The sequence below is a fragment of the Paenibacillus agricola genome (assembly GCF_011440305.1).
In the GTDB taxonomy this organism is placed as follows: Bacteria; Bacillota; Bacilli; order Paenibacillales; family NBRC-103111; genus Paenibacillus_S; species Paenibacillus_S agricola.
This window is the reverse complement of the sequence record NZ_JAAOIW010000008.1, coordinates 308,591-335,023: the sequence shown is the minus strand read 5'-3', so window position 1 is coordinate 335,023 and position 26,433 is coordinate 308,591. Positions and strand designations below refer to the sequence as shown.

General features: G+C 46.5%; 23 protein-coding genes, 1 tRNA gene and 1 other RNA gene. 21 read left to right on the top strand and 4 right to left on the bottom strand.

All coding sequences use genetic code 11. The features are described from left to right. Positions 1 to 5 precede the first annotated feature (5 nt). The 3 genes from whiA (at position 6) to G9U52_RS22270 (ending at position 3,336) form a co-directional block, all read left to right on the top strand. The gene (gene whiA / locus G9U52_RS22280) at positions 6 to 935 is read left to right on the top strand and encodes a DNA-binding protein WhiA (RefSeq protein WP_166152846.1); all 930 of its coding nucleotides are present in this window, start codon (positions 6 to 8) and stop codon (positions 933 to 935) included. 153 nt (positions 936 to 1,088) lie between these two features. Next, positions 1,089 to 1,358 carry an HPr family phosphocarrier protein gene (locus G9U52_RS22275; RefSeq protein ID WP_076230567.1) on the top strand — a complete coding sequence of 90 codons (270 nt, stop codon included), beginning with the start codon at positions 1,089 to 1,091 and terminating at the stop codon, positions 1,356 to 1,358. 205 nt (positions 1,359 to 1,563) lie between these two features. Beyond that, positions 1,564 to 3,336: a stalk domain-containing protein gene (locus tag G9U52_RS22270; RefSeq protein ID WP_166152845.1), complete on the top strand. Its 1,773-nt coding sequence runs from the start codon at positions 1,564 to 1,566 to the stop codon at positions 3,334 to 3,336. Between the two features lie 146 nt (positions 3,337 to 3,482). On the opposite strand, the gene clpP is transcribed toward G9U52_RS22270, so the two are convergent. Together clpP and G9U52_RS22260 are read right to left on the bottom strand one after the other, a co-directional pair. Further along, the gene (gene clpP / locus G9U52_RS22265; RefSeq protein WP_166152844.1) at positions 3,483 to 4,064 is read right to left on the bottom strand and encodes an ATP-dependent Clp endopeptidase proteolytic subunit ClpP; all 582 of its coding nucleotides are present in this window, start codon (positions 4,062 to 4,064) and stop codon (positions 3,483 to 3,485) included. Between the two features lie 211 nt (positions 4,065 to 4,275). Continuing rightward, positions 4,276 to 4,350: transfer RNA gene (locus tag G9U52_RS22260), tRNA-Arg, on the bottom strand. A 267-nt stretch (positions 4,351 to 4,617) separates the two neighbouring features. On the opposite strand from G9U52_RS22260, the gene G9U52_RS22255 reads away from it, so the two are divergent. The 12 genes from G9U52_RS22255 (at position 4,618) to ssrA (ending at position 20,101) form a co-directional block, all read left to right on the top strand. Beyond that, positions 4,618 to 5,664, top strand: coding sequence for a sugar-binding transcriptional regulator (locus tag G9U52_RS22255; protein WP_166152843.1), 1,047 nt, complete (start codon positions 4,618 to 4,620; stop codon positions 5,662 to 5,664). 39 nt (positions 5,665 to 5,703) lie between these two features. Beyond that, positions 5,704 to 6,708, top strand: a complete 1,005-nt coding sequence (gene gap / locus G9U52_RS22250) for a type I glyceraldehyde-3-phosphate dehydrogenase (protein WP_166152842.1) — start codon at positions 5,704 to 5,706, stop codon at positions 6,706 to 6,708. Between the two features lie 240 nt (positions 6,709 to 6,948). Next, the gene (locus G9U52_RS22245; RefSeq protein WP_166152892.1) at positions 6,949 to 8,130 is read left to right on the top strand and encodes a phosphoglycerate kinase; all 1,182 of its coding nucleotides are present in this window, start codon (positions 6,949 to 6,951) and stop codon (positions 8,128 to 8,130) included. A gap of 43 nt (positions 8,131 to 8,173) precedes the next feature. Beyond that, complete coding sequence (gene tpiA, locus G9U52_RS22240) at positions 8,174 to 8,926, top strand: triose-phosphate isomerase (RefSeq protein WP_166152841.1); 753 nt, start codon at positions 8,174 to 8,176, stop codon at positions 8,924 to 8,926. A gap of 1 nt (position 8,927) precedes the next feature. Then, positions 8,928 to 10,460 carry a 2,3-bisphosphoglycerate-independent phosphoglycerate mutase gene (gene gpmI / locus G9U52_RS22235; protein WP_166152840.1) on the top strand — a complete coding sequence of 511 codons (1,533 nt, stop codon included), beginning with the start codon at positions 8,928 to 8,930 and terminating at the stop codon, positions 10,458 to 10,460. A 57-nt stretch (positions 10,461 to 10,517) separates the two neighbouring features. Continuing rightward, complete coding sequence (gene eno / locus G9U52_RS22230; RefSeq protein ID WP_166152839.1) at positions 10,518 to 11,810, top strand: phosphopyruvate hydratase; 1,293 nt, start codon at positions 10,518 to 10,520, stop codon at positions 11,808 to 11,810. Between the two features lie 73 nt (positions 11,811 to 11,883). Beyond that, on the top strand, positions 11,884 to 12,588 hold the full coding sequence (locus G9U52_RS22225) for a M50 family metallopeptidase (protein ID WP_166152838.1): 705 nt from the start codon (positions 11,884 to 11,886) through the stop codon (positions 12,586 to 12,588). A 492-nt stretch (positions 12,589 to 13,080) separates the two neighbouring features. Then, entirely contained in the window at positions 13,081 to 15,228 is a 2,148-nt protein-coding gene (locus tag G9U52_RS22220) for an ATP-binding protein (protein ID WP_166152837.1), read from the top strand. Positions 15,229 to 15,375: 147 nt separating this feature from the next. Continuing rightward, positions 15,376 to 15,615 carry a preprotein translocase subunit SecG gene (secG, locus tag G9U52_RS22215; protein WP_166152836.1) on the top strand — a complete coding sequence of 80 codons (240 nt, stop codon included), beginning with the start codon at positions 15,376 to 15,378 and terminating at the stop codon, positions 15,613 to 15,615. A gap of 271 nt (positions 15,616 to 15,886) precedes the next feature. After that, on the top strand, positions 15,887 to 18,928 hold the full coding sequence (gene rnr / locus G9U52_RS22210) for a ribonuclease R (RefSeq protein ID WP_207953127.1): 3,042 nt from the start codon (positions 15,887 to 15,889) through the stop codon (positions 18,926 to 18,928). Between the two features lie 93 nt (positions 18,929 to 19,021). Then, positions 19,022 to 19,501: an SsrA-binding protein SmpB gene (smpB, locus tag G9U52_RS22205; RefSeq protein ID WP_166152891.1), complete on the top strand. Its 480-nt coding sequence runs from the start codon at positions 19,022 to 19,024 to the stop codon at positions 19,499 to 19,501. A gap of 235 nt (positions 19,502 to 19,736) precedes the next feature. Then, positions 19,737 to 20,101: a transfer-messenger RNA gene (ssrA, locus tag G9U52_RS22200) on the top strand. Between the two features lie 283 nt (positions 20,102 to 20,384). On the opposite strand, the gene G9U52_RS22195 is transcribed toward ssrA, so the two are convergent. Next, positions 20,385 to 21,029, bottom strand: a complete 645-nt coding sequence (locus G9U52_RS22195; protein ID WP_166152834.1) for an SGNH/GDSL hydrolase family protein — start codon at positions 21,027 to 21,029, stop codon at positions 20,385 to 20,387. 262 nt (positions 21,030 to 21,291) lie between these two features. Here G9U52_RS22195 and G9U52_RS22190 point away from each other — a divergent pair, with 262 nt between their 5' ends. From G9U52_RS22190 to G9U52_RS22170, 4 genes are all read left to right on the top strand, one after another. After that, positions 21,292 to 21,549, top strand: a complete 258-nt coding sequence (locus G9U52_RS22190) for a hypothetical protein (RefSeq protein ID WP_166152833.1) — start codon at positions 21,292 to 21,294, stop codon at positions 21,547 to 21,549. 67 nt (positions 21,550 to 21,616) lie between these two features. Beyond that, a complete protein-coding gene (locus G9U52_RS22185) occupies positions 21,617 to 21,928 on the top strand; it encodes a retropepsin-like aspartic protease (RefSeq protein ID WP_375790271.1) in 312 nt (103 codons plus the stop codon). A gap of 343 nt (positions 21,929 to 22,271) precedes the next feature. Continuing rightward, the gene (locus G9U52_RS22175) at positions 22,272 to 22,808 is read left to right on the top strand and encodes a hypothetical protein (RefSeq protein WP_207953126.1); all 537 of its coding nucleotides are present in this window, start codon (positions 22,272 to 22,274) and stop codon (positions 22,806 to 22,808) included. Positions 22,809 to 23,073: 265 nt separating this feature from the next. Further along, positions 23,074 to 24,228: a YecA family protein gene (locus tag G9U52_RS22170; protein WP_166152831.1), complete on the top strand. Its 1,155-nt coding sequence runs from the start codon at positions 23,074 to 23,076 to the stop codon at positions 24,226 to 24,228. Positions 24,229 to 24,503: 275 nt separating this feature from the next. On the opposite strand, the gene G9U52_RS39305 is transcribed toward G9U52_RS22170, so the two are convergent. Further along, entirely contained in the window at positions 24,504 to 24,809 is a 306-nt protein-coding gene (locus G9U52_RS39305; protein WP_207953125.1) for a hypothetical protein, read from the bottom strand. A gap of 139 nt (positions 24,810 to 24,948) precedes the next feature. Here G9U52_RS39305 and G9U52_RS22165 point away from each other — a divergent pair, with 139 nt between their 5' ends. Beyond that, on the top strand, positions 24,949 to 25,221 hold the full coding sequence (locus G9U52_RS22165; protein ID WP_166152830.1) for a YciI family protein: 273 nt from the start codon (positions 24,949 to 24,951) through the stop codon (positions 25,219 to 25,221). Positions 25,222 to 25,234: 13 nt separating this feature from the next. After that, positions 25,235 to 26,419, top strand: coding sequence for an aminotransferase-like domain-containing protein (locus G9U52_RS22160; RefSeq protein WP_166152829.1), 1,185 nt, complete (start codon positions 25,235 to 25,237; stop codon positions 26,417 to 26,419). The last annotated feature ends 14 nt before the right edge of the window (positions 26,420 to 26,433 follow it).

Below are 26,433 nucleotides of genomic sequence, written 5' to 3'. Positions count from 1 at the left end.
ACCCCGTGTCCTTCGCCGCACAAACAAAAAAAGAATTAACGTTAATTCAGTCTGATACTTGCTGTGAAAAGGCTGAGCTTTCTGCCCTCATTCGAATGAACGGTTCTGTACAGCTAACGAACCAACGAATCGTACTCGACATCAGTACGGAAAACGCAGCTATTGCAAGGCGTATTTATTCGCTGTTGAAAAAGAAATTTCAAGTCCATATCGAATTGCTGGTTCGCAAAAAGATGCGCTTGAAAAAAAACAATGTGTACATTGTTCGTATTCCTAATCAGGTCCAGGATATTTTGTCGGAGCTGCGGATCGTGTCCGAGGGCTTTGTATTTACCCCAGGGATTGACGAGGAAATGATTCCAGATGAGTGCTGCAAACGCGCTTATTTACGGGGTGCATTTTTGGCAGGCGGATCTGTTAATAATCCGGAAGGGTCTTCCTACCATTTGGAGATTTCGTCCATGTACGAAGAGCATTGCCACTCATTATGCCACTTGGCTAACCAATTTGAATTAAATGCACGGTGTATCGAAAGAAAAAAAGGTTTTGTGTTCTACATCAAGGAAGGCGAGAAAATTATTGACTTTCTAAGCATCATTGGCGCCCACCAAGCATTATTGCGCTTTGAGGATGTCCGGATTATGAAGGATATGCGGAACTCCGTCAATCGCTTAGTCAATTGCGATACGGCGAATTTGAACAAAACGATCGGGGCTGCCATCCGCCAGATTGAAAATATTCGCTTGATCCAAAAGGAAATGGGCTTGGAGAGTTTGCCTGAAAAATTGCGCGAGGTTGCGGAAGTCAGGCTACTAAACCCAGACATCAATCTAACGGAGGTTGGGGAATTGCTGAAGGGAAGCGTTAGCAAGTCCGGAGTTAACCACCGGCTCCGCAAAATTGATGAAATGGCTGAGAAAATTCGAAAAGCTTAAGCATATTTGATTAATTGCAGATATTTTATGTAAATTTTCAGGTTGTTCTAGTGTATCGGATTTAAAAATGATATAATAATTGAAAAATCGCTTTTTCATGGTCGTTTATAGAATGATCATTTGCAATTTAAGATTTAGGGGGTATTGGTTGGAATGTCGAAACGCCCAGTAGTCGTGAAGTTAAAAACAGGCCTTCATGCCAGACCAGCAGCACTTTTTGTTCAGGAAGCAAATAAGTTTTCTTCCGAGATTTTTGTTGAGAAGGACGAAAAGAAAGTCAACGCCAAAAGTATTATGGGTATTATGAGTTTGGCCATCAGTACAGGGACTGAGGTTTATATCAGTGCCGAAGGCTCGGACGCAGAACAGGCTGTAAACGCTTTAGTAACTTTAGTCAGTAAAGAAGAGCTGGAAAACCAATAAGGATCGTCGCAGGCTTCCGTCAAGGAAGCTTTTAGTGACAAAGGTATGACACATTTCAACACTAACTGACAATAACCAGGTTAAGATAGGTAGAAGTTCGCAACCTTTTCTGAAGCGAAGCGTCTATTATGACGAGTCTTCTGAGGAAAGGTTTTTTTTGCTGTCCGCCTAACATACCGTCCAAACAAGCAAAAGGAGTAGGGAAATGAAACAAATGAAAAAAGAGTTATCTTTGTTGATTGTGATAAGCTTGCTGTTCAGTATTATGGTTACATCCGTGGCATCCGCGGCACAGTCCACGTCTTCGACTTCAACAACTTATATGCTTCTTTACGTCGATAAAGTGGAAGCGTTTTTTAATGGGCAACAAATTATATTGGAATCACCAGCGACAATCATTGAAGATAAAATGTTCGTGCCTGCCAAAGTGCTTGGCGATGCCATGGGTCTCAAGGTGCAATGGAATGATGCCACGCGCCAAATCGAAATGACTACGCCGGGCTTTAACATTGTGCTCGATAGCGACCACAAGGTCGTCTGGATCAACGGAGTCCGTTATCCCTTTGATTCGGTAGCCTCAATTAGTAAAGAAGGCAAGCTCTTGATCAAGCTCACTTGGCTAGCCGATTATATGGGAGCGCGTTATATTTATAATGATGAGCTGCGGCGCGTTGAAATTATTCATACCCAAACACCACCGGGCATCTACATCCCGAATACAGGTAATTCCAATCCGGTAGCCAAATTTAACTTTGCCAAAGCGACTTATAAAACGGGAGAGCCCATCAAGTACATCGACTTGAGTTATGACCCGGATGCGGAAGGGCTGGTTAAATATGAATGGGGCGGCAACCAGGAAGTATTCTTTACACCAGGTACATACCCGATCACATTGACAGTATGGGATGCACATGGCAATAAAAGTGAAACCTACCTGCGTAATTTGACGGTTGAGAATAAACCGTTTCTTAGCGAAATCGAATATCCGATTTATTACAAGCCGGCAGGCAGCTTTATAAAGACGGATTGGAGTGTTTTGTGGGGTAGCTTCTGGAACCTGCCACAGCTTCCGAAGCAGGCCACAACCGACGATAGCCGCAAGCTGCTTGTGAGTGATAGCCCGGAGGAATTTACGGAAAAGGGCATCCTTTACCAAGATAGTGTCAAGGGTAAAGGCCGGCTTTACGCCGATCACATCAATGGGACGAAGGAAAAGGTCACTCTGGCGATTCTGGCCAAGAACCTGACTAACAAGCCAGTCACGATCAAAACGACCAATAAAGGCGAAGTGTGGCCTTCTGTATACGCCAACCTGATTGGTAATGAAGCGTCTGTGGACTTTTTGATGAACGATCCGCGCAGCGATTCTATGGAAGTGCCAGCGGGGCAAACCTTTATTTATTCGCAGATGCCGGAATTTTATCCGGGCCAAGGCGTTAACCTGTTCTATGATGTGGAAACGACCGGAGACATTCAATTCTCTTTCGTTGCTACCAGCCAAGTGTCACAGAGCACGCTGAATACATTGCCGATGTTAGCCTTTAATGGGCATGTCCGAGGCACATTTCCGGTATCGGAGGTCCACTGGCAGGTGGATGCAAGCTCCTTTACGAAGCCTAACCGGTTGATCATCGGGGATGGGGTCACAGATCCTTTCCAGCCGGGCTATGACCCGATGCGCAAGCAAAATGTACTGAATGAGGGCAACTACGGAGTGGTCTATAAAATCCACGCGGACAAGCCTAGAAAAATGGCGATTATGCTGCTGGCTTACGGCGGTGTATTTAAAGGACCGATCAAAATCAACGGTGAAATTAGCCTTGTGCCGCAATCGGGTGTGATTACAGCCTTCGATGGCATGCAGATTTTAGCCAGGACGACGGGCTTTGAGGAATCGCTGGATATTGAATTCACGCCCCCGGCGGGCTCGGCGTTCCCGATTGACCTGATCTTCTATCCATTGGATGATAAAGAATAATTCAAGCCTCCAACCACTTCTTGTGGCTGGAGGCTTTTTTCATCCAAGTTAGGGCTATTATTTTAAGGTGCTGCGAGCTGTAGCACGCAGCAAAAAGCCCATCGCAGGGGAAGCTACGATGGGCTTTTTGTATATAGAGCTTTCGATTATACTTTGGTAATAACCTTGTCGATCAAACCATATTCACGCGCTTCTTCGGCATACATGAAGTTATCGCGGTCGGTATCCTTCTCAATGCGTTCGAAGGTTTGTCCTGTGCGTTCGGCAAGGATGGTGTTCAGCTTATCGCGCAATTTAATAATGCGATTGGCGCGAATTGCGATATCGCTCGCTTGGCCCTCGGCACCGCCTAATGGCTGGTGAATCATAACCTCGCTGTTCGGCAAGGCAAAGCGTTTGCCTTTGGCACCTGCTGCAAGCAAAAATGCGCCCATGGAAGCGGCCATGCCTACGCAGATTGTGGAAACATCGGGCTTGATAAATTGCATCGTATCGAAGATCGCCATACCGGATGTGATCGAGCCGCCTGGACTGTTAATATAGACACTAATGTCCTTATCCGGATCCTGTGCAGCTAAGAACAGCAATTGCGCAATAATCGCGTTTGCTACCTGGTCGTTAATGGCGCTTCCTAGAAAAATAATGCGGTCCTTCAGCAGACGGGAGTAGATATCATAAGCGCGTTCTCCTCTGCCGTCTGGTTCAACTACCATGGGAATGAAACTCATAAGCTGCAGCCTCCTAATAGTACATGAATGTTTGATATATTGATAACACTATAACCATCATAGCGGAAAAACAAACAAAGGTCAAGAAAGGTCAAACGACCTAGATTAAAAAACCTCTGCTGCGGGTTCTAGATAGGAAGCCGCAGCAGAGGTTCTGAATGAAACTATGGGAAGGTTATGTGAAACGCGTTTGAAAGGAAACAAAAATTAGTGGCGCGCCCATAAGGAATCGAACCTTAATCTCAGGCTCCGGAGGCCTACGTCATATCCATTGGACCATGGGCGCATATTTATAAACCGGACAAAACGAAACAAGCAAGGGTTATTATATGATAAGCCGGGGCAAAATGCAACTTTGTTTTGGTTAAACACTCTCTATTTGCTGGTTGAACGTTATTTTTGGCTAAATTGTGAATATGTGTTGAAATTAACGGGAATATTTTATATAATAGAGTGGCTAAGGAAAGCTTAGCTATTTTTTTGGAAGATGTGGGACGAAAAATGTAGTACTGGGACAATTAACGTCCATCGCTTTTTAACGGGAGTGTAAAGTATGAGAGATATTCTCGGTATTCAAAAGCAGCTTTTGCCAGACCTGTTGGAAACGATGAAGAAACGTTATACGATTCTGCACTATATTCGCGTATCTGGGCTTGTAGGCAGAAGGACGCTGGCTGGTTCGTTGAATACAACGGAGCGTATTATGCGTGGCGAGGTCGATTTTTTGAAAGAGCAAGGGCTGCTTGAGGTTGAGGCTTCCGGTATCCGGATCAGCGAAACCGGCAGGCTGCTGCTTGAGCAAATCGAACCGCTGGTCAAAGACCTATTCGGTCTTACTGAGCTTCAAGAGCAGCTTCGGCTGCATTATAATTTGAAACAGGTCGTGGTGGTGCCTGGCGACTCCGATGTTTCGGCACACACCAAGAAAGAGCTAGGGCTTGTGGGTGCTTCGATTTTACGCAAGCATATTACACAGGACGAAGTTATTGCTGTGACCGGAGGGTCCACAATGGCTGAGGTTGCCAACCACCTATCCCCCTCTACAGCGCTTAAAGGCTGCATTTTCGTGCCGGCACGAGGCGGGCTGGGAGAGAGCGTAGAGCTTCAAGCGAACACGATTGCCTCGACAATGGCCAAGAAGACCGGAGCCCGTTACCGGCTGTTCCATGTGCCAGACCAGCTTGGTGAGGAAGCTTACCAGTCGTTGTTGCAGGACGGCTCGATTCTGGAAATTATCGCGTTCATCCGTAATGCCCGAATCGTTATCCATGGCATGGGAGAAGCTATGCTGATGGCGCGCAGGCGCAGGGTTGATGCGGCAACAACAGCGATTCTACAGCAGGATGGCGCTTTGGCGGAAGCGTTTGGTTACTATTTTGACCGCAGGGGTATTATTCTTCATAAGATGCCAACTGTTGGCTTACGTATCGAAGATATTCAGGAAATGGACTGTGTAATAGGTGTCGCAGGAGGCAAAAGTAAAGGTGAAGCCATCGCCGCCGTGCTGCAGTTCGGTCATGAGGATATTCTTGTAACCGATGAAGCAGCCGCAATCGAAATGGTACAAAATCTACATCTTGGCAGGCACAGCCTGTCTTGACATATATACAAAATAAAGAAATACTAGGAGGCCTTCTCAATGGTAAAAGTAGGTATTAATGGTTTTGGACGTATCGGTCGTAACGTATTCCGTGCCGCTCTAGGCAACCCTGAGGTAGAGATCGTAGCTATCAATGATTTGACAGACGTTAACACGCTGGCTCATTTGTTGAAATATGATACAACTCATGGCAGAATCAATGCAACAGTTGAAGCAGCCGAAGGCGCTTTGATCGTTAATGGTAAATCGATTAAAGTATTTGCTGAGCGCAATCCAGAAAACCTGCCTTGGGGTGCTAACGGCGTTGAAATCGTTGTTGAATCCACAGGTATCTTCACTTCCAAAGAAAAAGCTTCCCTGCACATTAAAGGCGGCGCTAAAAAAGTTATTATTTCCGCTCCAGCTACTGACGAGGATATTACGATCGTTCTTGGCGTAAACGAAGATAAATACGATGCAGCCTCCCACCATATTATTTCCAACGCTTCTTGCACAACGAACTGTCTGGCGCCTTTTGCCAAAGTATTGAATGACAAATTTGGTATCGTAAAAGGTATGATGACTACGATCCATTCCTATACAAATGACCAATCCGTGCTGGATCTTCCACACAAAGACCTTCGCCGTGCACGTGCTGCTGCTGAGAACATTATCCCTTCCACAACAGGCGCTGCTAAAGCGGTATCGTTGGTATTGCCTGAGCTGAAAGGCTTATTGAACGGCATGTCCTTCCGTGTACCTACTCCGAATGTATCGGTTACGGATCTGGTTGCTGAATTGAAAGTGAACGTAACTGTTGACGAAGTGAACGCAGCTTTGAAAGAGGCAGCTGACGGTCCTTTGAAAGGCATCTTGTTCTACTCCGACGAGCCGCTTGTATCCAGCGACTATAATGGCGACCCTGCTTCCTCCACGATCGATTCCCTATGCACAATGGTAGTGGGCGACAACATGGTGAAAGTCGTTTCCTGGTATGACAACGAGTGGGGCTACTCCAACCGTGTTGTTGACTTAGCTTCTTTTATTGCTAAAAAAGGCTTGTAAGAGAATCATTGTGGTTATGACCTAAAGTTTGTATTCATGCTTCACCGTCTTGTTTAGGGGAGGTACAACGGATTTGCCCGAGCTCCGTGCTTGTGGACAATCTCATGTACGCCCCGGCATGTTTGCGGCAGCTAGATGGATACAATAAGGGCATACCCACAATTTTTGTATGCAGGTAAATTCGTATATAGATTGGTATTGGTATTGCACGTAGATAATCAGGAGGTGTGCCGAATGAGTGTGAATAAAAAAAGCGTTCGTGACGTAGAAGTAAACGGCAAAAAAGTGTTTGTGCGTGTCGATTTCAATGTCCCTTTGGAAAATGGCGCAATCACGGATGATACACGTATCCGCGAAACGCTCCCAACGATCCAATATTTGATCGATAAAGGCGCAAAGGTCATCCTTGCGAGCCATTTGGGCCGCCCTAAGGGTGCTGTAGTGGAAGAGCTGCGTTTAACTCCGGTTGCAGCACGTTTGTCCGAGCTGCTTGGCAAAACGGTAGCCAAAGCGGATGAGGCTGTAGGCGAAACGGTGAAAACGCAAGTGGCTGCACTTCAAAACGGCGATGTGCTATTGCTGGAAAATGTACGTTTCTACCCAGGTGAAGAGAAAAACGATGCTGAGCTAGCTAAGGCTTTTGCTGAGCTGGCGGATTTGTATGTCAATGACGCCTTTGGCGCAGCCCACCGTGCCCATGCTTCCACAGAAGGCATTGCCCACCACCTGCCGGCTGTATCAGGACTGTTGATGGAGAAAGAGTTGGAAGTGCTAGGCAAAGCTCTACATAACCCAGAGCGTCCGTTCACCGCGATTGTTGGTGGATCCAAGGTTAAGGATAAAATTAGTGTAATCAGCAACCTGTTAAATATTGCAGACAATATTATTATTGGCGGCGGCTTGTCCTACACCTTCTTCAAAGCCCAAGGCCATGAGATTGGTAAATCGTTAGTTGATAATGATAAGCTGGAGCTAGCGCTTGGATTTATTGAAACAGCTAAGGAAAAAGGCGTTAATTTCCTATTGCCTGAGGATATTATTGTAACCGATGATTTCAGTGCCAAAGCAAACACACGCGAGGTTTCGATCAGTGAAATTCCTGCCGATTGGGAAGGCATTGATATCGGACCCAAATCCCGTGTGAAATTTGCCAAGACAATTGCTGAATCCAAGCTGGTCGTTTGGAACGGACCGATGGGCGTATTTGAAATCGAGCCTTTCTCCCATGGAACACGTGCGGTTGCAGAAGCTTGTGCAGCAACAGCTGGTTATACCATCATCGGCGGCGGCGATTCAGCGGCAGCGGTTGAGAAATTCCATTTGGCGGATAAGATGGACCATATTTCTACAGGCGGCGGAGCCTCCCTTGAATTTATGGAAGGCAAGGCGCTTCCGGGCGTTGTTGCACTAAACGATAAATAGACTAAATATAGCGTATGAAAATACTATATAAGGAGTGAATACTTTGCGTAAACCGATCATTGCCGGCAACTGGAAAATGTTCAAAACGGTAAGTGAAGCAACGGCTTTCATCAACGAAATTAAAGGACAAGCTGAGGTTGAGGGTGTGGACAGCGTAATTTGCGCGCCGTTCATTAGCTTGCCTGCACTTGTTGAAGCCGTAAAAGGCACAACCTTAAAAGTAGGCGCACAAAATCTTCACTGGGAAGATAATGGTGCCTATACAGGTGAAATCAGCGGCGTTATGCTGAAGGATCTTGGTGTGGATTATGTGATTATTGGTCATTCCGAGCGCCGTGCTTATTTTGCGGATACGGACGAGACCGTTAACAAGAAGGTACATGCTTCGTTCAAGCATGGTATAACCCCGATTGTATGCGTAGGCGAAAAGCTGGAAGAGCGTGAAGGCGGCGAAACCAAAAGCGTATGCAAGGTGCAAACGGAAGCGGCTTTTGCCGGTCTTAGTGCTGAGCAGGCTGAACAAGTCGTCGTTGCTTACGAGCCTATCTGGGCGATTGGCACAGGCAAATCCTCGACAGCGGCTGATGCAAACGAAGTCATCAGCTATATTCGTGAGCTGATTGCTGGGTTGTACAGCCAATCCGTAGCGGATGCGGTTCGCATTCAATACGGTGGCAGCGTAAAGCCGACTAACATTGGCGAATATATGCAGGAATCCGATATTGATGGCGCGCTTGTAGGTGGAGCCAGCTTGGAGCCTGCTTCCTATACACAGCTTGTTCAGGGGGCTAAGTAAGATGTCCAGACCAAAACCGGTGGCTTTAATTATATTGGATGGCTTCGGCCTCCGCGGTGACGTGATGGGCAACGCCGTAGCGCAAGCAATTAAACCGAACTACGACCGGTATTGGGCGGAATATCCGCATACAACATTAACGGCCTGCGGCGAAGCTGTGGGCCTTCCCGAAGGGCAGATGGGCAACTCCGAGGTTGGCCATCTGAACATCGGAGCCGGTCGCATCGTGTATCAGGATTTGACGCGAATTTCCAAGTCGATCCGTGACGGCGACTTTTTCGAGAACGAAACCATCCTGGGCGCCGTCCGCCAAGCTAAGCTGAATAACAAAAAGCTGCACCTGCTGGGCCTGTTGTCCGATGGTGGCGTCCATAGCCATATCGCGCATTTATTCGCTTTGCTTGAAGTGTGCAAGAAGGAAGATTTCCATAACGTTTATATCCATGCCTTCCTGGATGGCCGTGATGTTGCGCCGGATAGTGCGAAGATGTATATGGAGCAGCTGCTTTCCAAAATCGCCGAAGTGGGCGTAGGGAAGCTGGCAACCGTACAGGGCCGCTATTATGCAATGGATCGCGACAAGCGCTGGGAACGTACCGAGAAATCGTACCGTGCCATGGTTTATGGCGAGGGTCCGCACAATACTGATCCTTTGCAAGCGATTATCGACTCTTACTCAAGCTCGGTATATGACGAGTTCATCCTGCCAACGGTCATCGTTAATGCAGATGGTTCACCGGCAGGCCTCGTGGAATCGGGGGACTCGGTTATCTGCTTTAATTTCCGTCCAGACCGTTCCATCCAGCTATCAAACGTACTTACGAATGCCGAATTTCTTGGCTTTGACCGGGGACCGCATTACCCCTTCGGTTTGTACTTTGTCTGCCTGACAACGTACAGCGACACGGTCGTTGGTTACGTGGCTTATGGTCCGAAAAATCTTGACAATACGCTGGGTGAAGTGCTTGTGCAGCATAAATTGACCCAGCTAAGGATTGCCGAGACCGAGAAATATCCGCATGTCACTTTCTTTTTCAGTGGCGGGCGTGACCATGAACTGCCGGGAGAAACACGGATTCTCGTCAATTCCCCGAAGGTCGCAACCTATGACCTACAACCGGAAATGAGCGCGTTCGAGCTGGCGGAAGCAGCGGTTCGAGAAATTGAGGCTGGTCGCCAGGACGTCATTATTATGAACTTCGCCAACCCTGATATGGTTGGGCATTCCGGGCTGCTGGAGCCAACGATCAAGGCGGTAGAAGCTGCTGACACCTGCATGGGCAGAGTGGTGGAAGCGGTGCTTGCCCAAGGCGGCATCGCCCTTATCACGGCTGACCATGGCAATGCGGACGTGGTTACGAACGCCGACGGTAGCCGGAACACGGCACATACGACCAACCCGGTGCCTTTTATTGTAACGTCCAATCATGTTACACTAAGACATGACGGGATATTGGCAGATATTGCCCCGACGATCCTCAAGCTGCTACAAGTACAGCAGCCTGTTGAAATGACGGGGACGACATTGGTTTAAGAAAGCTCGCTTTCCCTTTTGCCCTAAATAACCTATTTGAAGGAGTGTTTCGTAGTTATGACAACGATTGGCAATGTGTATGCTCGTGAAGTATTGGATTCCCGCGGTAATCCGACAGTAGAAGTAGAAGTATATTTGGAGTCCGGTGCAAGAGGCCGTGCTATCGTTCCATCCGGTGCATCCACAGGTGCCTATGAAGCGGTTGAGCTTCGTGATGGCGACAAATCCCGTTATTTGGGTAAAGGCGTTATCAAAGCAGTAGATAATGTCAATGATATTATCGCTCCTGAGTTGATCGGCATGGACGCTTTGGACCAAGTCGGCATTGACCAAAAAATGATCGAGCTTGACGGCACGCCAAACAAAGCCAAATTGGGCGCTAACGCGATTCTTGCTGTTTCCATGGCTGTTGCCCGTGCTAGCTCCGATGCTCTGGATATTCCTTTGTATGTATACTTAGGCGGATTTAACGCGAAGCAGCTTCCTGTTCCGATGATGAACATCATCAACGGCGGCGCACATGCCGATAACAATGTGGACGTACAAGAGTTCATGGTTATCCCTGTTGGCGCTCCTACCTTCAAAGAAGCGTTGCGCACAGGTGCAGAAATTTTCCATGCCTTGAAAACCGTTCTGAAAGATAAAGGCTTGAACACCGCAGTTGGCGACGAAGGCGGCTTCGCTCCTAACTTTGCTTCCAATGAAGAAGCCATTACAACGATCTTGACAGCTATCGAGCTTGCAGGCTACAAAGCTGGCGTTGATGTATTCTTGGGTATGGACGTAGCGTCCACCGAATTTTATAAAGACGGCAAATACCATCTTGAAGGCGAAGGCAAATCCTACACTTCCGCTGAGTTCGTAGACTTTTTGGCAGATTGGGCAGATAGATACCCAATTATTTCCATTGAAGATGGCTGCTCCGAGGACGATTGGGAAGGCTGGAAGCTGTTAACTGAGAAGCTTGGCGGCAAAGTGCAACTGGTTGGCGACGATTTGTTCGTAACGAACACTGAGCGTTTGGGCAGAGGGATCGACGAAAATATCGGTAACTCCATCCTGGTTAAGGTTAACCAAATCGGTACATTGACCGAAACGTTTGATGCCATTGAAATGGCCAAACGTGCTGGCTACACAGCAGTTATTTCCCACCGCTCCGGCGAAAGCGAAGACAGCACGATTGCTGATATCGCGGTTGCTACCAATGCCGGACAAATCAAAACCGGTGCTCCTTCCCGTACAGACCGTGTGGCTAAATACAACCAATTGCTTCGTATCGAAGACCAATTGCGCGACACTGCGATCTATGCTGGCAAAAAAGCGTTCTACAATCTTAAAAGCTTTAAATAAACGAATAGCAATGGTTTAGGGGCAGTGATCTAATGACACAGCTCCAATCCTTATAAATTAGGGGGAATCCGCGATGAGCAGCTGGCTAAAGACTGTATGTTTTTTAATAGGGTCGGTCCTGCTTACACGTTGGATTCCCTTTTCTTCATTTTTTCGCAGTCTCGATACGATGATCCACGAATTCGGGCATGCCCTTGTAACCTTAGCCTTCTCTGGCAAGGTCAATTATATTGAGCTCAATGCTGACCACAGTGGAGTTACACTTTCTTCGGTAACGAATAGCTGGAGTGTGATCCCTATTGCGCTGGCGGGTTATATGCTGGCTTCCTTATTTGCTGTTTTTCTATTCAAAATGCAAGCGATCGGCAAGCAGAGCCTTGGGCTACAGGTTATTACCGTGCTGGCGATTATTTCTTTGCTAGTTTTCGTGCGAAATGGTTATGGGATGGTCTGGTTAATCGGTTTTATTATCCTTAATGTGGTGATGCTGTTCGTGGTGCCGCGTTGGCTGCGGGATGGCTACTATATGTTTATGGCATTTTTAACTTTGGAAGAATCGGTGATGGGCCCCATCTCCTTGATCTTATATGCTTGGAACGATCCGGCTTCGGCTGGAGATGCTACCAATTTGGGCAGGATGACTCTGGTTCCTGCAATTGTCTGGGCGCTTCTCTTTACCTTGTTTTCGCTGTGGTGTGCGAAGAGCGCGATTGGTACCTTTTTGCGTAGTAAAAGGGCAAGGCCTGCACCTCCAGAAAGCACGGTTTACCCACGTTAAACGAATTTTTTTGCATGTATACGAATGGAAAAAGGCTGCTTACAGTAGTCTTTTTTTGTTTGCATTTTCACGTAATTATTTCAGCTTTTCATGATTTTAGTTCCGAAATTATGTTTAATAACTTACATTGGAGGTAGATCCTATGGAGAAAATCACAATACGAAATCGGGCGCCTCTAGCAGACCAACCAGATTATTGTGGCTCATGAGCACTACGGTACCGCGGCTACGCAGATGATCATGTCGCAGCTATATCTGTATATTTTCTCAACTGGAACTCATCAAAGATATTTGAAATCATGAAAAATGCAGGGATACTAAATTCATAGTAGGTGAGCTTCCTTTTAATGTTGACGCAAGTCTGTGGAAAAATGTGGGGGTTGACGGACATGCCTACAATGCTAAGGATGCCATTTCCCAAGCGTATGGATTGATTGCCGTGACCTAAAGCGGTGGTACCATCATCCTTTTTTCCAACTAGGGGGAGTTCAAAATGAAAGAGCAACAGATTGTTATATCTTTATTGTGTGACCCTGATGGACGGATTGTATCGATCATTCGGGACGACCTAAGCATATCCGATACCTTGGATAATACCCGAGGTGTATATTCAATATTGGATGAAATGAATACAATGAAATTTCGTCAATTTCTAAAGGAAGTCAAAAGGAATAAAGCCCTATTCAACTGGGAATTAAATCTCAATATCGGTGATCGGACGGAGCTTTTTTACTTTAACGGCGGCCTGTTCGAGGATAGTGTACTGGTCGTGGGCTCCAAATATAATTCGATCTACTCTTATTTTTATGATGAGCTGATGAAAATCAATAACCAACAGCTTGTGGCTCTGAGGGAAACGATCAAAAAGCTATCGCAGAAAATGTTTCTGAAGCTGGAACAGGAGCAGAAGGCGTTCGAAGAATTTTCGGCGCTTAACAATGAGCTGGTAGCCGTGCAAAGACAGCTTGCCAAAAGCAATATCGACCTTAAGCTCTCCAAGGAAAATGCGGAACAGGCGAACCAAACAAAAAGCACCTTTCTGGCCACGATGAGCCACGAAATCCGCACGCCGATGAATGGGATTATTGCGATGGCCGAGTTGCTCTCTTATTCAGATTTATCGGATGCCCATAAAAAATCGATAGCGATTATCCTGGATTCCTCTAATTTATTACTGACGATTATAAATGACATTCTCGACCTTTCCAAAATAGAGGCGGGCCAAATGCGGCTAGAGGAAGTCGACTTTGACCTTCGGGTTCTGCTTGACCATGTCGTTCAATTGATGATCCCCCGGGCGCAAAAAAGAGAAAACCGGATAAACCTGCATATTGGGCCCGAGATAGCCAAAAGATTAAAGGGTGACCCTGACCGGATTCGCCAGATCCTGCTTAACCTGGTCAGTAATGCGATCAAATTTACAGAGCAGGGAACGATTGAGGTAAGCGTGAAGCTACGGTCTTTTTCCGAGAAAAGGCAAAAGCTGTTATTTGAAGTCAAGGACACAGGCATTGGCATTTCCGACGAAAATCGCAAAAAGCTGTTCGAGCCCTTCTACCAGGCAGATTCCTCGTTTACCCATAAATTCAGCTCAACAGGCCTTGGGCTGTCCATTTCCAAAAGGCTGCTCGAAATCATGAAGGGTAAAATTGGTTTGGAAAGCAGCCTGGGCGTAGGCTCAACCTTTTGGTTCGAGATTGATCTTGAGCGTTCATCAGATAAGCTGATTCCTGAAAGCATGACATCGTCTGCCGGGCATGTTGATAGCAGCAGGCCGATGTTTATGAACAAGGACTTAAGCCTGCCCATTCTGCTTGCTGAAGACAATCTGATCAACCAGCAGGTAGCCTTGATGCAACTTAAAAAATTGGGGATACCTAATGTGGTGGTCGTTGCTAATGGTGCTGAGGCTGTGGAGGCTCTCAAGGAACGCCAGTTTGCGTTGGTGCTGATGGATAACCAGATGCCTGTAATGAATGGCTTTGAAGCTACCGTGGAGATTCGTAAGTGGGAGTCGGAAAATGTCTGGGAATCCGGGCATGGACCGAGTGGAAGGCTTCCTATTATTGCGATGACAGCCAATGCGATGCAGGGCGACCGCGAGAAATGCTTGGCAGCCGGAATGGACGATTATATGACCAAGCCTGTTAATTTGATGAGGATGAAAGAGATCTTCGGAGATTGGCTTCCTGAATTGGAAAGCAGCCACGGGCAAGACGAAAGCTCAGGCAGGGGGAACTGGGACGAGGCAATGCTGAATATGAACGTCATCCAGGAGATTGTTGAATTGGACGAGCAACAGGATAATTCGATGCTCAGGGCGTTATACGAGCTGTATTGCCAAGATACGCCACATAAAATTGAACTGCTCCAGAAGGCAGTTGAGCGCGAGGATATAGATGCTGCAAGGCTGATAGCCCATGACTTGAAATCCTCGAGCCTAAGCCTTGGCATGGATTCACTTTCGAAGCTGTTTGCGGAGATTGAGTTTAAGGCGAGAAAGGGCATGCATCAGGAAGTGGGTACAAGCTTGCTTGGAGAAGTGGACGAGCTGTACTCGCGGACATGTGAAGCTTTTAGGAAATTACTTGACGAAGGAAGCGTAACCAAGCAGCAAGGCATGGAGCAGAACAGCATGTAGTTGGGAGTGCTTTTGTTGAGGGCTTGTTTTGGCGATTTGTTTGCTAGTCCATTAAAGCTATGATATAATTTTAATACTGTCTAATTTTAGAGTTTCATTCGTGGTTTAACACTATTTAGCTGAAAGTGGTTCGCAGGAGGTGGAAACATGGAAATTGTTTTGAAAATTATACTGGTTATCGCATCCCTCGGCTTGATTGCAGCGGTGCTGCTTCAGCAAGGGAAAAGCGCAGGTTTATCCGGTGCCATCTCCGGAGGTGCGGAGCATTTATTTGGTAAACAAAAGGCTCGTGGTCTGGAGCTGTTTTTATCTCGTTTAACGATGGGGCTAGCAGTTGCGTTCTTCGTCCTATCTGTTATTGTAGCTTATTTTGTTAAGCAGTTGTAATCGAAAAGCTTGTGCAGCAGGAGGCCATACTCCTGCTGTTTTTTTGTGGAATTAGAACGGTGTTTCCCTTTAAGAGTGGTAAAAACCTGGATATATCTGAGACAAGGCCTAATAAATGGCTTGATTGCTTCAAAGCCGCTTCATAAAGCCTTTCATTTGCGTAAACTGGTAACAGCTACAAGGCTGATATGAGGGTTCATTATCGAAAAATGGGTAAAGCTAATAATAAGGCTTCATATAGATAGCAGGAAAAAGAAGGAGGATGATTTTATTGGTTCAACGTGATGAAATATTGGATTATTTAAAGGATACGGCATATAAACCGTTAACATATCAAGAATTGGAAAAGCATTTTCAGATTAGCGGCGCCCAGGATTTCAAGAAATTTCTCAAGCTGTTGAATGAATTGGAAAACGAGGGCCTGATCGTAAGATCGCGGACGGAACGTTATGGGTTGCCCGAACGGATGGATTTATTGCGGGGCAAGCTGCAGGCTCATGCCAAGGGCTTCGGATTCCTTATACCTGAGGACAAGGAGCATCCCGATGTGTATATCCATGCCAACGATATGGGCGGTGCCATGAATGGGGATATTATATTGGTTCGTGTGACCACCCGTGGATCATCGGGAGGCAAGCTCGAAGGGGAGGTAGCCAAGGTCGTTACGAGGGCAAATACGCAAATCGTCGGCTTATTCCAGATGAATGAGGGCTACGCTTTTGTATTGCCGGATGACAAGCGGATGGCAAGGGATATTTTCATCCCTAAGGAAGCCTTTAATGGAGCCATGGACGGGCATAAAGTAGTGGTGAATATCCTTACTTACCCTGAGGGGCGCGCTGCCGCCGAGGGTGAGGTTGTCGAAATTCTCGGGCATAAAAATGATCCCGGTGTCGATATTATTTCGATCATTCGTAAGCATAAGCTGCCCGAATCGTTCCCTGAGGAAGTGCTTGAGGAAGCCACTGAGGTTCCTGAGGTTATTGCTGAGTCCGATCTGGTTGGGCGGCGCGATTTACGTGGAAAGCGGATTGTCACGATTGATGGCGAGGATGCCAAGGATCTGGATGATGCGGTAAATGTGGAGCGGCTGGAAAACGGGAATTATGTACTAGGTGTGCATATTGCCGACGTAAGTTATTATGTGCGTGAAGGGGCTCCGCTGGATCGGGAGGCTTATAATCGGGGCTGTAGCGTCTATTTGGTCGATCGCGTTATTCCGATGCTGCCGCATAGGCTGTCGAACGGGATATGCTCGTTGAATCCGCAGGTGGACAGGCTTACCATGTCCTGCGAAATGGAATTCGACGAGAATGCTAAAGTCGTGCGGCATGATGTATTTACAAGCGTAATTAAAACAAGTGAACGGATGACCTATTCGAATGTGAAAAAGCTGCTCTCTGATGAGCCTGAGCCTGAATTGCTGGAGCGTTATGCCTATTTGATGGATGATTTCAAGCTGATGGAAGAGCTGGCTGGCAAGCTACGTAATCGTAGGATGAAGCGCGGCGCTATTGATTTTGACTTCGAGGAATCGAAAATATTGGTCGACGAGCAAGGAAAACCAACCGATATTGTCAAAAGAGAGCGCTCGGTAGCCGAGCAAATTATCGAGGAGTTTATGCTGGCGGCCAACGAAACTGTGGCGGAGCATTTCCATTGGCTGAAGGTTCCTTTCTTGTACCGGATCCATGAAGACCCGGATACAGAAAAGCTCCAGCATTTCGTCGAGTTTGTTACGACCTTTGGCTACACGGTTCGTGGCGTAGGAAACAAGATCCATCCACAGGCTTTACAGGCAGTGCTTGGGGAAATTAAAGGCAGCAAAGAAGAACGGGTTATCAGTACAGTCATGCTGCGTTCCATGAAGCAGGCTAAATACGATGCACAAAGCACAGGGCATTTTGGCTTGGCCGCGGAATTTTATTCGCACTTTACTTCACCGATCCGTCGTTATCCGGACTTGATCATCCATCGCGTCATTCGTGAGGTGCTAGAGCAAGGCGATATGAGCGATAAGCGCCATGAATATTTGGCGAGCCGTATGGATGATATTGCGAAGCAATCCTCAGAGCGTGAGCGTGTTGCTGTGGATGCAGAGCGGGAAACCGAGGCGCTGAAAAAAGCTGAATTTATGATGGATAAAGTCGGCGAGCAATTTGACGGCATGATCAGCAGTGTGACAAGCTTCGGGATTTTTGTGGAGCTGGATAATACCGTTGAGGGATTAATCCGTTTAAGTGATATGCATGATGATTATTACCATTACCATGAAGCGCAGCATTCACTGATTGGGGAGCGCACCTCTAAGATTTACCGGCTTGGCGATGAAGTGCAGGTACGTGTAGCGCGTGTCAGCACGGAGGAACATACGATTGATTTCGAATTTGTTGGTATGTTGCCCCGCCAGAGCAACAGAGTGAGCCTGACGGATGCATTGAAGGCTGTGCGCCGTGGCGACAAGCGCGGTGGACGCCGCGGTGAAGGCGTCGGCAGCGGAGCCCCTGGCGGGCGCGGCGGCGCAGGCGCGAATGGTGCCCGTGGCGGTGCTAGCGGCGGCAAGCGTAGCAAGGGCGGAGCGAGCGCTGGCGGTGCTGGCGCGGGCAAGAAAGGCCCGCCTAGCGGTAGCTGGCGTGGCGGCAAAGGCGCGGCCGGCGCAAGCGTGGCGACAGGCGAAGGCGGAGTAGGCGGCTGGAGGAGCGGCAAAGGCGGAGCGGGCGCAGGTGCGGCGGCAGGCGAAGGCGGAGTAGGCGGCTGGAGGAGCGGCAAAGGCGGAGCGGGCGCAGGTGCGGCGGCAGGCGAAGACGGAGCAGGCGGCTGGAGGAGCGGCAAAGGGGGCGCAGGTGCGGTGGCAGGCGAAGGCTATGCCAGGCTCGAAGCCGGCGAGCGTCGCGGTGGCAAAGGTGGAGCAGCATCAGGCGGTGGTAAAGGCATAGCAGCGAGCTCTTGGCGTAGCGGTCGGGGTGTAACGGCAGCTGGCAGCGAAGGTGGAGCTGGGGCCGAAGGAGCCCGCGAGGGTCGCGGCGTAGCGGAAGGCGAGAGCCGTGCAAGAGCTGGAGCCGAAGGCGGCGAAGGCTTTGTGAGCGATGGCTGGCGCAGCAGCAAGCGTGAAGCGGGCGCGGCAGCAGGCTTGGGCTCAGCAGGCGGCAAGCGGCGCGGTGGCAAGAGCGGACGCGCAAGCGGCGGAGCGGCGGTCGGAGGCGGTGGCCCGAAGGGCACCGGTGTAGACGCCGCGAAGGCGCGCGCACTGAACGCGGTAGCGAAGGGCGGCGCCGAAGGCGGCCGGAAGCGAAAGAAGCCCACCAAGAAGTAATACGCGGCTTGCTTCGGGGGAATGGAGTTGGTAAAATAACTTCAATCCCCTTTTTAGTAAAGTGCGGGCAGTAAGAAGGAGTGAACAGCTATGATGGCTAATAGATCTGATGGCAAGGTGCTGGCACAAAATAAGAAAGCTTCCCACGATTATTTTATTGAGGATACATACGAATGCGGACTGGTACTGACTGGAACAGAAATCAAATCCCTCCGTTTGGGCCGTGCCAACATTGGCGATGCTTTTGCTACCATTCGCAATGGTGAAGCTTTCATTCATAATATTCATATTAGTGCATTCGAACAAGGAAATCGCTTTAATCCCACTGACCCTACAAGAACCCGTAAACTATTGCTCAAAAAACTAGAGATACGTAAATTGTTTGGTCTAGCCAAACAAGATGGATACGCGCTGGTGCCTCTGAAAATATATATACGAAACGGCTTCGCTAAGCTGCTGATTGGTCTGGGCAAAGGTAAAAAACAATATGACAAACGCGCCACAGACGCCAAACGCGACGCTCAACGAGATATTCAACGAGCACTTCGTGAAAACCAGAAAGTTATTCGGTAACAGCTATGGATGTTGGGTTTTCGTGTTTTTCCTTATTTTTATGTAAGAGGTTTGATTCAGCATACGAGGATTTAAAGCGGATTTGTAGAATTCAGGTCACGCAATTCCAGCTGGGTGAATAGGTAAGATGCTGGAAGTAACTTTACTTTAGATTTTGGACACTATATAATAACTAAGTACCAACAAATAAGTTAGATGCCAAAAGCATCAAATTGTACAAATGGCTACATTATGCGGGGACGTTCTTGGATTCGACGGGGATAGTTTGGGCATGGGTAGCGGGTAGTGGGGACGCGTCCGCTTTATCAACGCTAAAGCCTATTAAATGGCAAACAACAACAAAACTACGCTTTCGCAGCCTAAGAAACTGTGAGCGTGCTTCTACCTCGCATCACCCATGTGCTAGGCTAGGGGCTCAACTTTAGTGGGCTACGCTGTCCGATCTCCGCCTGCGGTCGTACGGAATAAGATAATCAGGCTGACCTGAAGGAGAGCCGGTTACGGGGCGCTTCTAGGGTGACATCAAAACTGTAGCTACACCCGTAGAATCTCATGTTGCGATATTTCCGGACAGGGGTTCGACTCCCCTCGTCTCCATTAAATGCAGAAAGCACTGACCATTCGGTCGGTGCTTTCTTGCATTATGGAGAACTCGAGGGGAGGAGATCCCCGCTAAGGTGTTCAGTTCGCGTGGACCGTAGCAAATGGCAGGGAGCACGGCATAGAAGTCTACGGCTAGGGTCGTCGTCAACCATCATCGAATGGGCATCGGATATGTCAATTAAGTGAGTACGGCATGGAACATGTACCGCTAAGAAAGTCATCGCCGAGAAAGCATCTGCGTAGGTTTGATCTCTTATGTCCATCCCCCTGGAGTCGGTGACTATTTTCGGGGGATCAGATATGGGACCAATTTCATTGCAATAATTCGATGCCCCCGATCATTGGGATGGATGGGCAAAAATCCGCTCAACGCGTCTTCAATCTTTCCTGTTCGATATCCATACAAAAGATCTGCCTGTTTTCCTTCAAACCACGTATGAGCGGGAGCTACAGTTACATCGTAACTATGGGCGAGCTCGTTGATCGTACGATTTAATCGATCTACCCACTCGACCGAAAGAGGGCTGTTTGGAAATGGATTGTATTGCGTGCAGCAAATGATCCGGGCACAGCTTCCTTTTTTTATTCGAGTAAAAATGGTACTTAAATTACGCCTATAGTTGGTTACAATGTGTTTTGCAACTGGTGGTTGCTTTGTTCTAAATGAAAATAGTGCCGCGGTAGCTAAATCCACGCCTCCGATCCATACTGAAACAACAGCAGAACGACTGATTATGGAGGATCCCTGCCATATCACTGCATCCAATAGATCATAGCTGCTCCAACCAGGCCGAGCCAATACCAACCCACGAACCTTACACGAGCTTGAATTTAATGTAGACACAGTTAAATGAGGATAAGCCTTTGCAAAAGAGGAAGCATGTTCTCCAAATGTAATGGAATCTCCAAGAGCTGTATAGATCATAGGAATATCACCAACTCCAACTTTTAATCATACCTACAACGCAATATCCTATTGGACAATAGGGAAAATCGACTTATTGCTTGCTTGTGTATTTTCTCAAATGTATCTTATGGGTATGGTATGTAATCATGCACAAGTTGTGTGGACGTTAACAACTTTAGGAGCGGTTATTAAAATTGGGAAAGATGCTAGGGTGACAACAAAACTGTAGCTACACCCGTAGAATCACATGGTGCGATGTTTTCGGACAGGGGGTGGCGAGATGCAATGGGAAGAAGTGCGAGAAAAGTTTCCCGATGAATGGGTTGTATTTGAAGCTGCAGAAGCTTATTCCGAGGACGGATTTCGCTGTATTGATTCGGTTACTGTCATTGATCGATACGAGGACTCGGCGGATGCTATGAAACGATATAAGGAATTGCACAGGAGCCAGCCAGCCAAAGAAATCTATTTTATTCACACTTCACGTCCTGATTTGAAGATGGAGGAGAAATGGGTCGGATTTAAAAGATGGCGGTAAAACTGAGCTTATTATACGGTCTTCCAATTGTTGATATTGACGTCATTTTTGACGGACGAAACTTCATATTAAGAATGTACTTTTAGATACGGGATCAGTTGGAACTATTCTTGATGCGGATGTGGTTTCTGAAATTGGGGTAAAACCTGAGGGGACAGATAAGACAGCAATCATTCATGGGGTTGGTGGGGCTGAAATCGTTTTTACGAAATGGTTTGATTCTGTATCCTTAGGTGATTGGTTTGTGAAATCTTGTAAAATTGAAATTGGTGTGATGGATTACGGCATCGATATTCAAGGTATAATCGGTTTTGATTTTTTAAGAGCAGCCAAGCTAGTTATCGATACGGATAAAATGTTGGTATATTCCTCAAAGTGATAATTGTGCTACGCGGTTTCACCAAAAATCCTGACCATTACGCGGCGGCGGCGGATTGTCTTGCTTGCATAGAGAAAGAAATTTTAGTAGCAGAGGGTAACAGGGCAGGGATAATGAAAATTACTCTAGCATTTTTCACAGGGATAGAAAGCATCGTGTTCTCGGCTATATTCGTATAGACAACTGTTATCAATATCATTTCAGCGGCGACTATAATCCGATCTAGTATGGAGGTGCTTTTTTGAGCTATCGAGTACGAGTGTTGAATGTTTAGCTTCATGGCCAGCAGGATGAGGCATAGGCATTGTTTCGATGAGAGAACGGCCAAGCTTGTTGAAGATCTATGCCACTTCGCCAAAAATCCTCAGCATCAAGCGGCAGCAAAATGTGGATTTACCACACAGCGGTTCGTCTCCATACTGCAAATCCACAACAACGAAAAGGAGCTTTGCCACTGAAGTACGGTGGCAGGCTCCTTTTTGTGTTACACGGCATCGCGGCTGAGGCGAAACAGGTCTTGTTTGTCTACGAATGCGGCGAAATTCTTGTGATTTGTACCGTCAATAGCGACGCCAGCGGCAGCATCCATTTTCAAAATGACTTCCACATGATCGTTATAGATGATGAATTTTTCAACGTTGCTGGCTATGAGTTTCTTAATCTCGGGAACGTTTTTGGTAGAAACGTATTCTCTGAATCTAGCGAAAAGCTCTCACACGGTGTCCTCTGTGATGGCGGGAGGCTGTTCTGGCCAGTCTGTAGTTCCAGCATGCGGACTTCCAGCAGTGCCTTGTCTTCCTCCAGCCCGGGCAGTTTCTGTCGGAGAATACCGCATCCTCCATTAGAATCTCAATATTCTCTGTGCCGCTTTCCTGGCTAGGCAAAAGGTTGTGCGTGCCGTCTACATAGAAGGGTGGTTGTCCGCAGCACCATACGAATGAGAAAATCCTGCTCAGGATGGAGTATTTGACTCTCATCCAAGCAGGCGGATAGGGATTCTTTTAGTTTTTTTGCATAGGAGGTTACGGTGAGCGCCATGATCCATATGTTGCCGTAGGAGTCAGGGGCGTTAATTAAATTTTATATTTTCAATGCGATAAGATACAATATAACCATATCAAATGGATAGAAGAAGGGAAATGAGAATGGATTTTGAAAAAAAGCTAGTAGAGTTGAACATCCAATATGCGATAAAAGGTGAAGTCACAACAAAGCTGAAGGATATTCTTCAAGTCCGTACAAAGGAGAAATTAAGTTTACTTGCTTCCAGTTACGCGCTTCCAGGTCGATCCAAGATGAAGAAGCAGGACCTTGCAGATGCGCTTTATCAGCACATTATGGATGTCAATGTATTGAGAGATGTCTTGTTAATTGCGAAAACAGAGGAATGGAAATTAATAAATAGGCTTCTAGAAGTTCCTTATGTCCATGATGATACACTGTATCCAGGGATGTATTTGTTTTTGATGGGGAAAGGTCTGCTTTATTCTTTTTATAAAGAGGAGAAGATGTACTTCTTAATTCCTGAGGAGATTAAGGAAGTATATCGTAGCATACCTCTGAAGGCTCTTCTTGAAGACCGTGACCGCTCACAGTTAATTTTACAGTATATCAATGCATCGGCTAATTTATATGGGATCTGTCCACAGGTCAAGGTCATCGAAATTTTCAATTCACAAAATAAGAGTCAATTGACTGAGTCCGAGTTTTATGATGCTTACGTAAAGATTTCAAGCAGGGCTCAAACGTGGTACTTAAAAAGTGGCGATGTCATCGATGAGTATTTTGATTGCGATAACAAAGAGGATACAGATGCACTTCTTGAGGGAGTTAAAGATAAACCTTACTTTATTCCAGACAAGCAGGAGTTTTTAAAGTACGCAGAGTCGGATTATTTCGAAAAAACTCCTCAGTTGGCTAGTTTGCATACATATATTTCACAGCACCTATGCAAGGATAAATGGCTTGTAGACTCGCTTGTGGATGATATTCAACTTGTTTGCTCTATGGAAGAGCCGTTAGCCGCTGTCATGAATGAATTTGAGCGAAGAAATATTCGTTTCAATAAAAAGGAGCAACTGCAGTCGATTATACCATTGATTGCACATGTCTATAATCACACTAGGATTTGGTCCAATCGTGGGCACACACCTGCCGAGTTAGGTTCAATCTCCAGTCAGAAAACAAATAATAACAATGTTATATATATTGACCAGCAAGTAGCGTCAGTTAAAGTGGGGAGGAATGAGCCCTGCCCGTGTGGGGGCGGGAAGAAGTATAAGAAATGCTGTGGTCAGTGAGGCGTGTCGACGCTTTTGACAGTACTGGAGCTTTTTTGTTGAGAGCTAGACCAAGGAGGATGCATAAGATAGGTTCCTGTATTGTATGACTGTATAATTTACGACAATCAATAACTATACACAGGGTTATTCACAATGCACACAAGCACCAAAGCCTTACTGTGCATAACTTTATGTGAAGATATAAACATATCCACAGCATTAGATACTCACAAGGAAATTAAGCCACCTTTCCAAACAATCTCAGTATCATGCGACGGTGAATTGTGGATTTGTCACACAGTTGTTCGTCCCCATTGCAAGCCCGCCCCCAGAGCGGGTTTTTTGCTTGTTGACGAGATGTCTACAATAAAATCGCCATCAGTCTCTACATATATGGAGTGCTTAATATTGATGGTGCTGAAAGAATAGATGAGATGTGACAGTATTGCCCAAATGCATTGCCATCTGCCATTCAAGTTGCATTTACCCGGAAAAGGCCGATAAGTAAGTAAGGCAACGATTTCTACCGACATCGATACTCCTTCTAAGCCTATCAGCCCGATAATAACATTACTTCCGTGGTGGAATCTATCGCCCATTTCTTTTCCTTAAATGAAAGATAAAAACAGTGTCGAATTTTCCCGAATAATATATTGCAAAATTGAGTGGCCTATACTATAATGGAACTTATTCCGAGTAAAACTATCGAATTAATTTTATATACAGGAGAGATAACAAATGGCATACTTTGCAGTATTTGTAACTGAATTGGACAATTCCAAAAAAGATCAATATTTTGCGGACCATATGAAATATTTGGATGATTTACGCGATCAAGGAACAGTTATCGCAAACGGCAAATTCGCGGATGGTTCCTTAGGATTGATTATATTCCGTGGTGAGTCTCAAGCTGAGGTTGAAGACATTTTATCTCGTTCTCCTTTCGCAATACATGGTGTACGTGAATTTAAAGTTCATGAATGGGTAGCTAAATGGGGATCTGAAATTTAGGAGAGTGATAAAGATGATCGAATCTTTTACATATAATCGTTTTTTACAAAGTACTAGAACCATGGGAGGCACGAAAAATGATAATCCGGACCAAGTCCATTTATCATTTGGGTATCCCTATTCAGATTTGTTTCCGATTCAAGAGCTCGCCGAGGCAGCCAAACAAGCTACTTTCGAGCAAGGAAAAAGCGCACTTCATTATTTCGGTGGCCCGGCAATTTCATATTTGCCAAGCTGGGTAGGTGGACGCCTTGAAAAAATCGGGATCCAAGTGCCAGTGGAACAAATCAAAATTACGATTGGTGCTGCGCAAGCGATTGAAATCATGGCACGTATTCTATGTAACGTAGACGATGAAGTTTGGGTTGAAAACCCCAGTTTTTTTGGTGCCATTCGTATGTTTAGTCTTGCGGGTGCCACTACAATTCGACCCTTTGAAATCGATTCGAACGGTATTTTGGTCGAACCTTTGCAAGTGGAGTTGGAGAGAAGAGCGCAGGCAGGTGAGGCATTGCCCAAATTGTTGTATGTGATGCCGAACTATCAGAATCCAACGGGAGTTTCTTTGTCTGTTGAACGCAGAAAACAATTGGCTGCATTGGCGAAAACCTATGGATTTTATATATTGGAAGACGATGCGTATCTGGAGTTGAACTATACAAACGAATATCTTCCTGCCATTCATACATTTGCTCCAGATCATGTGATTCATATTGGAACGTTCTCTAAAATTGTCGGTCCTGGTGTTCGTTTAGGGTGGGCAGTCGTTCCTCCAGCATTATTGAAATTTGTGCAGCAATTTATGAGTGGTTCGGAAACGAATCCATACATGCAAGAGATCGTATCCACATATTTGCAGAACAACGATTTTCAATCGTATTTGGATGGTGTTAATGCACATTATAAGGATCAAAGAGATACGATGGTGCATGCGCTTGTAAACACATTTGGAGATCTTATAGAAGTCGAAGTACCACAGGGTGGATTTTTCTTGAGTGTTCGTTTTACACAACCGACGGATGTCATTCAGCTGACTCAGCTTGCTGAACAACAGGGTGTAAGTGTGTTAAATGGTAGTGCTTTTTACGCAAATCGCGAAGGAAGAAACACAATTCGATTGTGTTTCACTTATTCTTCAAAGGAAAGAATTGTGGTGGGAATCCAACGCTTATTTGAGGCGTACCAACAATTAAAGTAGTTACTAATAGTTGA

Coding starts and splice junctions, on each gene's coding strand:
- G9U52_RS22275 (WP_076230567.1), top strand. CDS start 1,089: ATGTCGAAACGCCCAGTAGTCGTGAAGTTAAAAACAGGCCTTCATGCC.
- G9U52_RS22270 (WP_166152845.1), top strand. CDS start 1,564: ATGAAACAAATGAAAAAAGAGTTATCTTTGTTGATTGTGATAAGCTTG.
- clpP (WP_166152844.1), bottom strand. CDS start 4,064: ATGAGTTTCATTCCCATGGTAGTTGAACCAGACGGCAGAGGAGAACGC.
- G9U52_RS22255 (WP_166152843.1), top strand. CDS start 4,618: ATGAGAGATATTCTCGGTATTCAAAAGCAGCTTTTGCCAGACCTGTTG.
- gap (WP_166152842.1), top strand. CDS start 5,704: ATGGTAAAAGTAGGTATTAATGGTTTTGGACGTATCGGTCGTAACGTA.
- gpmI (WP_166152840.1), top strand. CDS start 8,928: ATGTCCAGACCAAAACCGGTGGCTTTAATTATATTGGATGGCTTCGGC.
- eno (WP_166152839.1), top strand. CDS start 10,518: ATGACAACGATTGGCAATGTGTATGCTCGTGAAGTATTGGATTCCCGC.
- G9U52_RS22225 (WP_166152838.1), top strand. CDS start 11,884: ATGAGCAGCTGGCTAAAGACTGTATGTTTTTTAATAGGGTCGGTCCTG.
- G9U52_RS22220 (WP_166152837.1), top strand. CDS start 13,081: ATGAAAGAGCAACAGATTGTTATATCTTTATTGTGTGACCCTGATGGA.
- secG (WP_166152836.1), top strand. CDS start 15,376: ATGGAAATTGTTTTGAAAATTATACTGGTTATCGCATCCCTCGGCTTG.
- smpB (WP_166152891.1), top strand. CDS start 19,022: ATGGCTAATAGATCTGATGGCAAGGTGCTGGCACAAAATAAGAAAGCT.
- G9U52_RS22195 (WP_166152834.1), bottom strand. CDS start 21,029: ATGATCTATACAGCTCTTGGAGATTCCATTACATTTGGAGAACATGCT.
- G9U52_RS22190 (WP_166152833.1), top strand. CDS start 21,292: ATGCAATGGGAAGAAGTGCGAGAAAAGTTTCCCGATGAATGGGTTGTA.
- G9U52_RS22175 (WP_207953126.1), top strand. CDS start 22,272: ATGCCACTTCGCCAAAAATCCTCAGCATCAAGCGGCAGCAAAATGTGG.
- G9U52_RS22170 (WP_166152831.1), top strand. CDS start 23,074: ATGGATTTTGAAAAAAAGCTAGTAGAGTTGAACATCCAATATGCGATA.
- G9U52_RS39305 (WP_207953125.1), bottom strand. CDS start 24,809: ATGGGCGATAGATTCCACCACGGAAGTAATGTTATTATCGGGCTGATA.
- G9U52_RS22165 (WP_166152830.1), top strand. CDS start 24,949: ATGGCATACTTTGCAGTATTTGTAACTGAATTGGACAATTCCAAAAAA.
- G9U52_RS22160 (WP_166152829.1), top strand. CDS start 25,235: ATGATCGAATCTTTTACATATAATCGTTTTTTACAAAGTACTAGAACC.